Origin of the sequence: Mesorhizobium sp. UC74_2, from assembly GCF_042701485.1 — a bacterium.
Taxonomy (GTDB): Bacteria; Pseudomonadota; Alphaproteobacteria; order Rhizobiales; family Rhizobiaceae; genus Mesorhizobium.
The window spans coordinates 3,993,489-4,006,746 of the sequence record NZ_CP170562.1 but is presented as its reverse complement, the minus strand read 5'-3'; the positions used below and the strand labels follow the sequence as shown (position 1 = coordinate 4,006,746).

The window sequence follows — 13,258 nt, the reverse complement described above, 5'->3', positions numbered from 1 at the left end:
TCTCAGATCTTGGAGAATACGGTCTTCACCGCATCCGTGGTCTTCTCGACAATGGTGTCGGCCTCCTGCCTGGTCAGGCAGAGCGGCGGCGCGAAGCCAAGGATGTCGCCCTGCGGCATTGCACGAGCAATGACGCCGCGTTCCAGCAGGGCAGCCGACACCTGCGGTCCGATCTTCTCGGAAGCGTCGAAGAAGATGCGCCCGTCGCGGTCCCTGACGAATTCCACCGCCGCCAGCATGCCTTCGCCACGCACCTCGCCGACATTCTTGTGATCGCCGAGCGCCTGGGCCAGTTGCTGGTTGAGATAGGCGCCGGTCTCGCCGGCATTCTTCACCAGACCCATCTCGTCGATGAGCTCAAGATTGGCGACGCCGGCGGCAGCGCAGATCGGATGCGCCGAATAAGTCCAGCCATGGCCGATAGGCCCAAGCTTGTCGGAGCCTTCGACAAGAACCTTCCACATCGTGTCGCGCACGATGACGCCGGAGAGCGGCGCATAGGCCGAGGTCAGCCCCTTGGCGATGGTGATGAGGTCGGGCTTCATGCCGTAATGGTCGGAGCCGAACATCGAACCCAGCCGGCCGAAGCCGGTCACCACCTCGTCAGCCACCAGCAGGATGTCGTATTTGGCAAGCACCGCCTGGATCTTCTGCCAGTAGCCGGCAGGCGGCGGCACGATGCCGCCTGTTCCCAGAACCGGCTCGCCGATGAAGGCCGCAATTGTTTCGGGACCTTGCGCCAGGATCAGCGCTTCGAGCTGGTCGGCGCAATATTGCGAGAACTGCTCCTCGGTTTGCGAGCGGTCAGCGCGGCGATAATAGTATGGCGCTTCCGTGTGCAGGATCGGCGCGCGCGGCAGGTCGAAGGCATTGTGGAAGCCGGCAAGGCCGGTCAGTGAGCCGGTCATCACACCCGAGCCGTGATAGCCGCGCCAGCGCGAGATGATCTTCTTCTTCTCCGGCTTGCCACGGACGTTGTTGTAATACCAGATCAGCTTGATGTTGGTTTCGTTGGCGTCGGAGCCCGACAGGCCGAAATAGACGCGCGACATGCCCTGCGGCGCGCGGTCGATGATCATCTTGGCGAGCTTGATCGAGGTCTCCGTGCCGTGCCCGACATAGGCGTGGTAGTAGGCGAGGCTCCTGGCCTGCTCGGCGATGGCATCGGCGATCTTCTGGCGGCCATAGCCGACATTGACGCAATAGAGCCCGGCAAAGGCGTCGAGGCTCTTCCTGCCGGTCGTGTCCCACACGGTCACGCCTTCGCCAGCGGCCATGACGCGGTTCGGCATCTCGCCGCGCGCATGCATGCCCATATGGGTCGAGGGGTGGAAGAAGTGGTCGCGATCCCAGGCGGTGAGTTCGTTGGATTGCTGCAGCATGTTGTCTCCTTTTTGTCTCAGCCGCCGGCCTACGCCAGATCGAAGCAGATGTATTTGAGGTCGGTGAAGGCCTCCAGGCCGTGGCGCGAGCCCTCGCGCCCGAGGCCGGATTGTTTGATACCGCCGAAGGGGATCGGGGCGCCTGTGATCTTGACACGGTTGACGGCCACCATGCCGTAGTCGAGCGCGCTCGCCAGACGCCGCTGGCGCGCGCCGTTCTCGGTGACGGCATAGGCAACGAGCCCGTATTCGGAAGCATTGGCGCGGGCGATGACTTCGTCCTCGCTATCGAAAGGCGTGATCGCCGCCACCGGGCCGAATGTCTCTTCGCGCATGATCAGCGCGTCGTCCGAAAGGTCGACCAGCACGGTCGGCTGATAGAACAGGGCCCCCGCCGCATGACGTTCGCCGCCACAGAGCAGACGCGCGCCTTTGGCGGTGGCATCCTTCACCTGTTCGTCGACTTTCCTCACTGCCCGCTCATGCATCAGCGGTCCGATATCGCTGTCGGCAGCTAGGCCGCTGCCCACCTTCAGCGCCGAGACCTTTTCGGTGAAGGCCGCGCAGAAGCGTTCGTAGAGCGGCCGTTCGACATAGATGCGGTTGGCGGCAAGGCAATCCTGCCCCGAAGTGGCAAACTTTGCGTCGACGGCGATCCTCACCGCTTTGTCGAGGTCGGCATCGGCAAAGACGAGCAGCGGCGCATGTCCGCCCAGCTCCATGACCAGGCGCTTCATCGTCGGCGCGCATTGCGCGGCGATCAGCCGGCCGATCTCGGTCGAGCCGGTGAAGCTCATCGCCCTGACACGCGTATCGGCGCAGAGCTGTCCGACGATCGTCGCGGCATCGCCGGTGACCACGTTGAAGACACCGGCCGGCAGTCCGGCGCGCTCACCGAGTTCGGCGAGCGCAAGCGCAGAAAGCGGGGTCTCGGAGGATGGATGGGCAACGATGGTGCAGCCGGCGGCAAGCGCGGCAGCCGCCTTGCGCGTCAGCATGGCCGAGGGGAAATTCCACGGCGTCACCACGCCGACGACACCGAGCGCCTCAAGCCGAACGGCCATTTCGGCGCCGGGCAGGTGGCTGGTGACGGTCTCCACGTTCAGTCGTTTCGCTTCCTCGGCGTACCATTCCACGAAGGAGGCCGCATAGTCGATCTCGCCCAGCGATTCCTGCAGCGGCTTGCCCTGCTCGAGCGTCATCAGCAGGGCAAGGTCCTCCTTGGCGGCCACGATCAGCTCGAACCATTTGCGCAGGATGGCCGAACGCTGCTGCGGCAGCAGCGTTTTCCAGCCGGGCAGGGCGTGGGCAGCAGCATCGATCGCCTTGCCGGTCTGGGCGGCATCGAGTGCCGCCACCCAGGCGATGCTTGCGCCGGTGGCCGGGTCGGTCACCTCGAAGCCGGCGGCGGTGTCGCTCGCGGTCCAGTGGCCGTCGACATAGGCATGTTCGCGGTAAAGCCGCCGGTCGGTCAGGCCGTCGAGCGCTTCATGGCGCTGGTGGGGGGCGAAATGGGCGGACATGACAGGGCCTCCGTGTCGGAGCCTGCAGTCTAGGGACGTCGATGCGAGAGAAAGACCATTCCACGTGCGATTGGTAGAGAGACTCTCTCTTCTGGCGCGGATCACGAGAGAGTTTCAGTACTGGCTCAGTCGATCGAAAGCAGCTCCGGCAGCGGCAGGACAGCCTCGTCCTTGACCGTCTTGATGACGATGTAGGTGAAGTAGCGGTCGATGCCGAGTTCGCGCTCCAGCAGCGCGTCGACCAGGCGCTGGTAGGCATCGATGTCGGCGGTCATCACCTTGAGCAGGTAGTCGACGCCGCCACCCACCGACCAGCAGGCGACGATCTCGGGAATGTCGCGGATGGCGCGCTCGAAACGCTCGAAGTCGGCCTGCCTGTGAGCACCCAGCGTCACCTCCATCAGCACCGTGGCGATGGGAGCGATGGCGCGCATGGCGATGCGGGCATGATAGCCCGAAACGATGCCGGCCTTTTCCAGCTTCGCCAGCCGCATCCAGCACGGCGTCGGCGACAATCCCACCTGCTCGGCCAGCGCCAGCTTGGTGATGCGACCGTCGCGCTGGATGGCGTCGAGGATCTTCAGATCGATGGCGTCGAGTTTCAGTCCGGTCATATGCGTCGCTTTTCCTGTCGCGAACACCATGCAGGCGCATGATTCCGATTGTCAATTGCACTGATTTCGATCTCTAATGAAGTCATGACATTGTGGCGTCCTGATCCGGCGTTGATCCGCCGTCCTGCCTATCTATCGCTGGCCGACCAGTTCGCGCGCGCCATCCATGATGGCCGGCTGGCAAATGGAGAACGCCTGCCGACGCACCGGGCGCTGGCGGATGAGCTGAAACTGTCGGTGCAGACGGTCAGCCGCGCCTATGAGGAACTGATCCGGCGCGGGCTCATCGCCGGCGAAATCGGCCGTGGTTCCTTCGTGCAGACGCAGCGCCGCGAGCCGGATCCGCCCTACCTGCCCGAGCGGCCGGGCGAGGTCATCGACCTGTCGATCCTGAAGCCGGTCTGCGAGCCGATGCACCTGGAGAAGCTGAAGCAGGCGCTCGGCTGGCTGGCCGAGACGCTGCCGGCCAGCTCGGCGCTGTCATTCCGGCCGAACATGGTGTTCCCGCGCCATCGTGCAGTTGCCGCCGAATGGCTGAAACTGTGCGGTCTGGAGGCTTCATCGCAGAACATCACCCTCACCAACGGGGCCACCGCCGGCATGACGGTGGCGCTGATGAGCGTGGCGCCGCCCGGCTCCACCGTGGTGACCGAGGCGATCGGCCATCACACGCTGGTGCCGCTGGCGCGCTACCTCGGCTTCCATCTGGAAGGCCTGCCGATCGACGACCATGGCATCCTGCCCGAGGCGCTGGACCAGGCCTGCCAGCTTTCCGACATCCGCGCCGTCTTCGTGCAGCCGTCGGTGATCAACCCGACCGCCACCCTGATGGGCGGCATCCGGCGCTCGCAGATCGCCGAAGTGGCGCGCAAGCACGATATCGCCATCATCGAAAACGATGTGCTCGGCCCGCTGCTGGAGGATCGCCCGCCGCCGGTCGCCTATTTCGCGCCGGAACGCACGCTCTATGTGACCTCGTTCTCCAAGATCACGGTGCCCGGCCTGCGCATCGGCTACCTGGCTGCGCCGGATCGCTATGTGGCGGCGGTGGCAAACCGGCACCCTGGTGTCGAATTGGATGGCGACGCCGATGGTGGCCGAGATCGCCAGCAAATGGGTGACGGACGGCACCGCCATGGAACTGGTGCGCTGGCAGCGTGCTGCCGTGCGCCGGCGCCATGACATCGCGGCGGAGACCCTTGCCGGGGTGACGTTCCATGCCCATGCCGACGGGCTGCATCTGTGGTTGCCGCTGCCGGAGGACCGGGCGGAAGAAGGGTTCGTGGCGCAGGCGCGGCTGCAGGGCGTGGCGATTGCGCCTGGCGCATCCTTCCGCATTTCCGAAGCTCCCTGGCATCCGGCCGTGCGCATCTCGATCGGGTCGACCACCGAGAGCGAACTGCGTACCGGCCTCGGCGTCGTCACACGCCTGCTGCTCGGCGATCCTGAACATCTCCTGCTGGCAATCTAGACTTTCGGAAAGAGATCGGGCGGCGAGCCAGGGCCTCTAAAGGCCCTGGGCTTTCGCTCACGGTCTGAGTGATTTTGGAAAAATTGTCATGAGATTATTTTGCCAATTGACATGATTTTGTTGCTTCCCCATCGTTAGCAAAGAGAGTTCTCCAACACGGGGATAGACGATTGGCCGCGCCCATCATCAAGATCGACGCGATTTCGAAGAGCTTCGGAGCCTTCAAGGTGCTGGACGGGCTGTCGATGCAGGTCATGCCCGGCGAGAAGCTGGCGCTCATCGGCCCGTCGGGATCTGGCAAGACCACGATCCTGCGCATCCTGATGACGCTCGAGCGCATCGATGGCGGCCACATCGAGGTCGAGGGCGAGCAGCTCTACCACATGCAGCGCGAGGGCGCTTTGGTGCCGGCAAGCGAACGGCATCTCGCCAGGATGCGCCAGAAGATCGGCATGGTCTTCCAGCTCTTCAACCTGTTTCCGCACAAATGCGTGCTCGACAACGTCACCCTGGCACCGATGCTGACCAAGGGCATGCCGCGTGCCGCCGCCGAGAAGCGGGCGATGGAACTGCTTGACATGGTTGGCCTTGCCGACAAGGCCAAGGCGATGCCCGCGCAGCTCTCGGGCGGCCAGAAACAGCGCGTGGCGATCGCCCGCGCGCTCGCCCTGTCGCCCAAGATCATGCTGTTCGACGAGGTTACTTCGGCGCTCGATCCCGAACTGGTCGGCGAGGTGTTGAACGTCATGCGCAAGCTCGCCGCCGAGACCGACATGACCATGCTTCTGGTCACGCACGAAATGGGTTTCGCCCACGACTTCGCCGACCGGGTGCTGTTCTTCGACCGCGGCAAGATCGTGGAGGAGGGCAAGCCCGACGATATTTTCCGCCATCCCAAGCAGGAGCGCACGCAGAGCTTTCTGAAGAAGATCATCGCGGCAGGGCATCGCGTCTGACCGCTGGCGGAAAGCAAATGGTTGCCGCGCAGACGGCATCACGACCACCAACAAAAACCGAAAAACATGGAGCTGGGAACAATGAGAACATTTGCAACCACGGCAGCACTCGCCGGTTTCGCGCTGGGCATTCTGGCCGCCACCACCGCCGGCAGCCGTGCCGACGACAGCAAACTTGAACAATTGAAGAGCCAGGGGTTTGCCCGCCTGGCCATCGCCAACGAGCCGCCCTATACGGCGGTCGCGGCCGACGGCAAGGTTTCGGGTGCTGCGCCGGACGTCGCACGCGAGATATTCAAGCGCCTCGGCGTGGCCGATGTCGCGGCTTCGATCTCCGAATATGGCGCGATGATCCCCGGCCTGCAGGCAGGACGTTTCGACGTGGTGACGGCAGGGCTGTTCATGAAGCCCGAGCGGTGCGCGGCTGTCGCTTATTCCGAACCGGTGCTGTGCGATGCCGAGGCGATGCTGGTGAAGAAGGGCAACCCCAAGGGCTTCAAGAGCTATGAGGATGTCGCCAAGGACACCGCCGCCACCATCGGCGCGCCGGGCGGCGGCACCGAGGAGAAGCTGGCGCTGAATGCCGGCGTGCCGCGCGATCGTGTCATCGTGGTGCCGGACGGCCAGAGCGGCATCAAGATGCTGCAGGACGGCCGCATCGACGCCTATTCGCTGCCGGTGCTTTCCATCAACGATCTGATGAAGAAGGCCAACGATCCGAACCTCGAAGTCATCGCGCCGGTGCAAGGTGCCCCCGTCTATTGCGATGGCGCCGCCTTCAACAAGAAGGACACTGCGCTTCGTGATGCCTTCGACGTCGAACTGGCGAAGATGAAGAAGTCCGGGGAGTTCGCCAAGATCATCGAGCCATACGGCTTTTCGGCCAAGGCGGCGTTGTCGACCACGCGCGACAAGCTCTGCGCGGCAAAGTGAGACGCACTGCACGCCCTTCTCCCTGTGAACGGGGAGAAGGGCGCAGTCGCACCGTTTTCGTCAACCGGAAGACCCTATGATCGACTGGTCCGGATATCTCGACCTGATCTTGCAAGGAGCGCTGGTCACCATCAAGCTGACGCTGATGGGATCGGTGCTGGCACTGATCATGGCGTTCCTGGCGGGGCTTGGCCGGCTATCGCGTTTCTTCGCGGTGCGCGCGCTGGCCACGATCTATATCGAGTTCTTTCGCGGCACGTCGATCTTCGTCCAGCTGTTCTGGGCCTATTTCGTGCTGCCCATGCTCGGCTTCGAACTGACGCCATTGCAGGCCGGCGTGCTGGCGCTCGGGCTCAATGTCGGCGCCTATGCCGCCGAGGTGGTGCGCGGCGCGGTGCAGTCGATCGGCAGGGAACAATACGAGGCCTGCACGGCACTCAATCTCGGTCGTTGGCAAGGCATGCGCCATGTCATCCTGCCGCAGGCCTTCCTGGTGATGCTGCCGACCTTCGGCAACAATGCCATCGAACTGCTCAAGGCCACGTCGGTCGTGTCGCTGATCTCGCTGGCCGACCTGACCTTCCAGGCGCAGGTGGTTCGCGCCCAGACCGGCAACACGCTGGTGCCGTTCGCCACCATCCTCGTCATCTATTTCGTGCTGGCGCTGCTGATCTCCTGGGGTACGCGCAGCCTGGAGCGCCGCCTGTCGCGCGGTCTCGACGGAGTGCGCGTCTGATGGAGTGGGCCAAATAATGGAATGGGATTGGGCCTTCGTTCGCGAGATCATGCCGACCCTCCTCGAGGGCGTGAAGATCACCATCCTGGCGACCATCCTGGGCTCCGCACTGGCTGCGGTGGTGGGGCTCGCCATAGCGCTGCTGCGGCGTTCGGAGAACCGCATCGTCTCGCGCACGGTCGGTTTCCTCGCCGAATTCATTCGCGGCACGCCGCTTCTGGTCCAGCTCTATTTCATCTTCTACGTGCTGCCGGATTTCGGCCTGCTGCTGCCGCCGCTGACCGCCGGTGTCATCGGCCTTGGCCTGCACTACGGCACCTATGCGGCCGAGGTCTATCGCGCTGGCATCGACAACGTGCCGCGCGGGCAATGGGAAGCCGCCAAGGCCTGTAATCTCAATGCCCGCCAGACCTGGACGCACATCATCCTGCCGCAGGCGATCCCGCCTATGATGCCGGCACTGGCCAACTATTTCATCGCCATGTTCAAGGAAACGCCGCTGCTTTCCGCCATCACCGTGCTGGAGCTGATGAACCAGGCCAAGAGCGTCGCCAACACCTATTACCGCTATGTCGAGCCGATGACATTGGTCGGTGCCTTCTTCCTGGTGATCAGCCTGTTCTCGGTAGTGCTGCTGCGATGGCTGGAGCGGCGCTACGGCAAGGTGGAGCGATAAGCATGGCACCCGATATCCGCCTGTATCCGGAGCGTCCGGCCCTTGACCCGCGTCCAATGGAAAAACGTGTCGGCCTGATCATCCTGGCGACCGACCACACCACCGAGCCGGACTATCGCCGCATCGTGGCGAGCGAGCGCATCGGCGTCTATGTTGCGCGTGTCGCCTACGCCAATCCGACCACTCCGGAAAACCTGCGCAAGATGCAGCCGGCCTTGACCGAGGCAGCGGCCCTGATCCTGCCGGACGAGAAGCTCGATGCCATCTGTTATTCCTGTACCTCGGCTTCGGTCGTCATCGGCGATGCCGAGATCGAAGCCGCCGTGCAGGCTGCCAAACCCGGCGTGACCGTGGTGACGCCGCCGATGGCGGCGATGCGAGGACTGAAGACGCTGGGTGCCAGGACGATCAGCGTACTCACACCCTATACGGTCGAGACCAGCCGTCCGATGGCGGACTATTTCGTCCGCCACGGCTTCGAGATCGCGTCCTTCACCTGTCTCGGCTTCGACGACGATCGCGAGATGGCACGCATCGCGCCTGCGACACTGGTCGAGCTGGCGCGCCAGGCCATGCATCCGGATGCGGATGCGCTGTTCGTATCGTGTACGGCGTTGCGTTCGGCGCTCGCGGCTGTGGCGATCGAGGCGGCCATCGGTCGCCCCGTCGTTACCTCCAACCAGGCGACCGCCTGGAATTGCCTGAGGCTCTGTGGCGACGACAACGCCCATCCCGAAGGGGGCCGGCTGATGACCAACCCATTGCCGCGCAGCTGACAGCCATGGATACAGTCACCTTCCAGCATATCCTGGTTGCGCGCGACCGCATCGTAGGCAAGATCGCAGCAACCCCCATCGTGGTTTCGACCAGTCTGTCGGAGCGCCTCGGCGTCCCGGTTTACCTCAAGCTCGAGCATCGCCAGACGACTGGCAGCTTCAAGCTGCGCGGCGCCTCCAATGCGATCGCGTGGCTCGATGCCGAAGACAGGAAACGCGGCGTCGTCGCCGCTTCGACCGGCAATCATGGCCGCGCGCTCAGCTTTTCTGCGCGGCTCGAAGGCATGCGTGCAGTCATCTGCATGTCGAAACTGGTGCCGTCCAACAAGGTCGAGGAGATTCGCCGTCTCGGTGCTGAGATCCGCATCGTCGGCAACAGCCAGGATGATGCCCAGGTCGAGGTCGAGCGGCTGGTGGCGGAGGAAGGGCTGGTCATGGTGCCGCCCTTCGATCATCCGGCGGTGATCGCCGGGCAAGGTACGCTCGGCCTCGAGATCGTCAGTGCCGTTGCCGACGTGGAGACCGTGCTGGTGCCGCTGTCCGGCGGCGGGCTGGCGGCAGGCATTGCCGCCGCGGTGAAAGGCACCAGGCCTGATATCAAAGTCATTGGCACTTCGATGCAGCGTGGCGCGGCGATGAAAGCCAGTCTCGACGCTGGACGGCCGGTACAGGTCGAGGAGATGCCGACCCTGGCGGACTCGCTCGGCGGCGGCATCGGCCTGGACAATCGGCTGACCTTTTCGATGTGCCGCGAGCTGCTCGACGATGTCGTGCTGCTTTCCGAAGCTGAAATCGCTGCCGGCATTACCCACGCCTACAGCGAGGAACGCGAGATCGTCGAGGGCGCCGGCGCGGTCGGTATCGCGGCGCTGCTGGCCGGCAAGATCAAGTCGCGGGGCCCGGTCGTGCTGGTGCTCTCCGGTCGTAACATCGACATGGTCCGGCATCGCGACATCGTCTGCGGCAAGGAGGAACTGGCGGCATGAGGCCAATGACTATCCTCACCGAGACGGACCTGCGGCGTCTCGTGAAACTCGATCTCGAAGCCGTGGCCTGCGTGGAAAATGCCTTCCGCGCGCTCGCCACCGAGAAGGTGGCGATGCCGCCGATCCTCAGGCTCGACATTCCCGAGCATCGCGGCGAGGTCGACGTGAAGACCGCCTATGTGCCCGGCATCGACGCCTTCGCCATCAAGATCAGCCCCGGCTTCTTCGGCAATCCAGCGCTCGGCCTGCCGAGCACCAACGGGCTGATGGTGCTGCTGTCGGCAACGACCGGTGTCACCGAAGCGCTCTTGATCGACAACGGCTATCTCACCGATATCCGCACTGCCGCCGCCGGCGCCGTGGCGGCAAAGCACCTTGCCCGACCGGATGCCGCGAGCGCCGCAATCTTCGGCGCCGGCATGCAGGCGAAACTGCAGCTGGAGGCGCTGAAGCTGGTGCGGCCGATCACCGAAGCCCGCATCTGGGCCCGTGATGCCGCAAAGGCGGAGGCGGCAGCCGGCGAATTGCGCGAGAGGCTGGGCATCGATGTGCGGCCCGAGCCCGATGCGGCGAAAGCGGCAGCGGGGGCGGACGTGATCGTGACGACGACACCGGCGACCGAGCCGCTGATCCATGCCGGCTTCGTCTCGGCGGGGCAGCACATCACCGCCATGGGATCGGATGCCGAACACAAGAACGAGATCGCGCCGGCGGTGATCCGCATGGCCGATCTCTATGTCGCCGACAGCGCCCGGCAGACGCGCCGGCTCGGCGAACTGCACCATGCCATCGATGCGGCGGTGATGGCGGCAGATGGCGAGGTCACCGAACTCGGCCAGATCATCGCCGGACGCAAGCACGGTCGACGAACCGCGGCCGATATCACGCTTGCCGATCTTACCGGCACGGGCGTGCAGGACACCGCCATCGCCACGCTCGCGCGGGACCGGGCGAGGGCGGCGGGTGCTGGAACAATCTTTGAAAGCTGATGCGGGTCCGAAGGGCCAAAACGAGGAACTGGAAGAATGCAGCCCAATTTGAAGTTTTCGCGCGAGGAGTATGCGGAGCGCCTCGCAAAGACGCGCGCGGCCATGGAGGCCAAGGGTGTCGACGTGCTGATCTGCTCCGACCCTTCCAACATGGCCTGGCTGACAGGCTATGACGGCTGGTCCTTCTATGTGCATCAGGCCGTGATCGTGCCGCCGGATGGCGAGCCGATCTGGTACGGGCGTGGCCAGGATGCCAACGGCGCCAAGCGCACCGCCTACCTGAACCACGACAACATCATCGGTTATGCCGACCACTATGTGCAGTCGACCGAGCGCCACCCGATGGACTATCTCGCCGGCCTGCTTGCGAAGCGCGGCTGGGATGGCAAGCGGATCGGCGTCGAAATGGACAATTACTGGTTCTCGGCCAAGGCCTTCGCGTCGCTGCAGCAGCACCTGCCCAATGCCCGCTTTGTCGATGCGACTGCGCTGGTCAACTGGCAGCGCGCGGTCAAGAGTGCCACCGAGATCGACTACATGCGCAAGGCCGCGCGCATCGTGGAAGCGATGCATCAGCGCATCGCCGACAGGATCGAAGTCGGCATGCGCAAATGCGATCTCGTAGCTGAAATCTATGACGCGGGCATCCGCGGCGCCGATGGCTTTGGCGGTGATTATCCGGCGATCGTGCCGTTGCTGCCGTCGGGCGAGGATGCCTCCGCGCCGCACCTCACCTGGGACGACAAGCCAATGAAGGCGGGCGAGGGCACCTTCTTCGAGATCGCCGGCTGCTATCACCGCTATCATTGCCCGCTGTCTCGCACCGTCTTCCTCGGCAAACCGACGCAGGCGTTCCTGGACGCCGAGAAGGCGACGCTCGAAGGCATGGAAGCCGGGTTGGCGGCAGCGAAGCCGGGCAACACCTGCGAGGACATTGCCAATGCTTTCTTCGCGGTGTTGAAGAGGTACGGCATCGTCAAGGACAACCGTACCGGCTATCCGATCGGCATCTCCTATCCGCCGGACTGGGGCGAGCGCACCATGAGCCTGCGCCCCGGCGACCGCACCGAGCTCAAGCCCGGCATGACCTTCCATTTCATGACCGGACTGTGGCTGGAGACGATGGGACTGGAGATCACGGAATCGATCCTGATCACGGAGACCGGGGTCGAATGCCTGGCCAACGTACCGCGCAAGCTGGTGGTGAAGGACTGACGATGTCGCGGCCTTCTCCCATTTCCGCGTCTGTCGACTTCGGTCGCGATGGAGTCCAGCACGGCTTCCTGCGCCTGCCCTACAGCCGCGACGACTCCGCCTGGGGCTCGGTGATGATCCCGATCTGCGTGGTGAAGAATGGCAGCGGCCCGACGGCCTTGCTTACTGGCGGCAACCATGGCGACGAATATGAAGGGCCTCTCGCCCTCTACGAGCTTGCCCGCACGCTCGACCTGAGAGCGGTCTCGGGCACGTTGATCATCGTGCCGGCGATGAACTATCCGGCCTTCCGGGCCGGCACGCGGACCTCGCCGATCGACAAGGGCAACATGAACCGCAGCTTCCCCGGCCGTCCCGATGGCACGGTCACCGAGAAGATCGCCGACTATTTCCAGCGTGAACTGCTGCCGCGCGCGGACGTCGTCTTCGACTTCCATTCCGGCGGGCGCACGCTGGATTTCGTGCCGTTCTGCGCCGCGCATATCCTGCCGGACAAGAAACAGGAGGCACGCGCCTTCGCGGCCGTCGAAGCCTTCTCGGCGCCCTTTTCGATGAAGATGCTGGAGATCGATGCGGTCGGCATGTACGACAGTGCGGCCGAGGAGATGGGCAAGGTCTTTGTCACCACCGAACTCGGCGGCGGCGGCACCTCACGCGCCGAAACGGTGCGCATCGCCAGGCGCGGCATCCTGAACGTGCTGCGCCACGAGGGCATCGTGGAGGGTGCTGTCGAGAAGCTGCCGACACGTTGGCTCGACATGCCTTCCGGCGACTGCTTCTGCTTTGCGGAGGAGGACGGCATGATCGAGACGATGGTCGATCTCGGCGAACCGATAGAAGCAGGTGCCGTCGTCGCGCGCATCCATTCGACCGGCCGCACCGGGCAGGCGCCGCAGGAAATCAGGGCGAAGATTTCCGGCCTGCTGACAGCCCGTCATTTTCCTGGACTGGTCAAGGCTGGGGATTGCGTGTCGGTGGTGGCTGTCGCGGAGTGACGAACC

General features: G+C 64.3%; 12 protein-coding genes and 1 pseudogene. 10 read left to right on the top strand and 3 right to left on the bottom strand.

Translation table 11 applies throughout. The features are described from left to right. Window positions 1-2 precede the first annotated feature (2 nt). From ACFJIU_RS19430 to ACFJIU_RS19420, 3 genes are all read right to left on the bottom strand, one after another. Window positions 3-1,382: an aspartate aminotransferase family protein gene (locus ACFJIU_RS19430; RefSeq protein ID WP_379062619.1), complete on the bottom strand. Its 1,380-nt coding sequence runs from the start codon at window positions 1,380-1,382 to the stop codon at window positions 3-5. A 29-nt stretch (window positions 1,383-1,411) separates the two neighbouring features. Further along, complete coding sequence (locus tag ACFJIU_RS19425) at window positions 1,412-2,905, bottom strand: NAD-dependent succinate-semialdehyde dehydrogenase (RefSeq protein ID WP_379062618.1); 1,494 nt, start codon at window positions 2,903-2,905, stop codon at window positions 1,412-1,414. Between the two features lie 125 nt (window positions 2,906-3,030). Further along, complete coding sequence (locus ACFJIU_RS19420; protein WP_379062616.1) at window positions 3,031-3,519, bottom strand: Lrp/AsnC family transcriptional regulator; 489 nt, start codon at window positions 3,517-3,519, stop codon at window positions 3,031-3,033. A gap of 84 nt (window positions 3,520-3,603) precedes the next feature. Between ACFJIU_RS19420 and ACFJIU_RS19415 the strand changes: the two are divergent. From ACFJIU_RS19415 to doeB, 10 genes and pseudogenes are all read left to right on the top strand, one after another. After that, window positions 3,604-4,990 (top strand): annotated as a pseudogene (locus ACFJIU_RS19415) (PLP-dependent aminotransferase family protein). A 170-nt stretch (window positions 4,991-5,160) separates the two neighbouring features. Continuing rightward, window positions 5,161-5,946 (top strand): ectoine/hydroxyectoine ABC transporter ATP-binding protein EhuA, encoded by a 786-nt coding sequence (gene ehuA / locus ACFJIU_RS19410; protein ID WP_379062614.1) that lies wholly within the window; start codon window positions 5,161-5,163, stop codon window positions 5,944-5,946. 81 nt (window positions 5,947-6,027) lie between these two features. Next, window positions 6,028-6,879: an ectoine/hydroxyectoine ABC transporter substrate-binding protein EhuB gene (gene ehuB / locus ACFJIU_RS19405; RefSeq protein WP_379062612.1), complete on the top strand. Its 852-nt coding sequence runs from the start codon at window positions 6,028-6,030 to the stop codon at window positions 6,877-6,879. Window positions 6,880-6,955: 76 nt separating this feature from the next. Further along, the gene (gene ehuC, locus ACFJIU_RS19400; RefSeq protein ID WP_379062610.1) at window positions 6,956-7,615 is read left to right on the top strand and encodes an ectoine/hydroxyectoine ABC transporter permease subunit EhuC; all 660 of its coding nucleotides are present in this window, start codon (window positions 6,956-6,958) and stop codon (window positions 7,613-7,615) included. 16 nt (window positions 7,616-7,631) lie between these two features. Continuing rightward, a complete protein-coding gene (ehuD, locus tag ACFJIU_RS19395; protein WP_379062608.1) occupies window positions 7,632-8,291 on the top strand; it encodes an ectoine/hydroxyectoine ABC transporter permease subunit EhuD in 660 nt (219 codons plus the stop codon). A gap of 2 nt (window positions 8,292-8,293) precedes the next feature. After that, window positions 8,294-9,067, top strand: coding sequence for an ectoine utilization protein EutA (gene eutA, locus ACFJIU_RS19390; RefSeq protein ID WP_379062606.1), 774 nt, complete (start codon window positions 8,294-8,296; stop codon window positions 9,065-9,067). Window positions 9,068-9,072: 5 nt separating this feature from the next. Next, entirely contained in the window at window positions 9,073-10,053 is a 981-nt protein-coding gene (eutB, locus tag ACFJIU_RS19385; protein ID WP_379062604.1) for a hydroxyectoine utilization dehydratase EutB, read from the top strand. Further along, window positions 10,050-11,042 (top strand): cyclodeaminase, encoded by a 993-nt coding sequence (locus tag ACFJIU_RS19380; RefSeq protein ID WP_379062602.1) that lies wholly within the window; start codon window positions 10,050-10,052, stop codon window positions 11,040-11,042. Before eutB ends, ACFJIU_RS19380 begins: the two co-directional genes overlap by 4 nt. 36 nt (window positions 11,043-11,078) lie before the next feature. Further along, on the top strand, window positions 11,079-12,257 hold the full coding sequence (doeA, locus tag ACFJIU_RS19375; RefSeq protein ID WP_379062600.1) for an ectoine hydrolase DoeA: 1,179 nt from the start codon (window positions 11,079-11,081) through the stop codon (window positions 12,255-12,257). Then, on the top strand, window positions 12,215-13,252 hold the full coding sequence (gene doeB / locus ACFJIU_RS19370; RefSeq protein ID WP_379062598.1) for a N(2)-acetyl-L-2,4-diaminobutanoate deacetylase DoeB: 1,038 nt from the start codon (window positions 12,215-12,217) through the stop codon (window positions 13,250-13,252). Before doeA ends, doeB begins: the two co-directional genes overlap by 43 nt. Window positions 13,253-13,258: the final 6 nt, after the last annotated feature.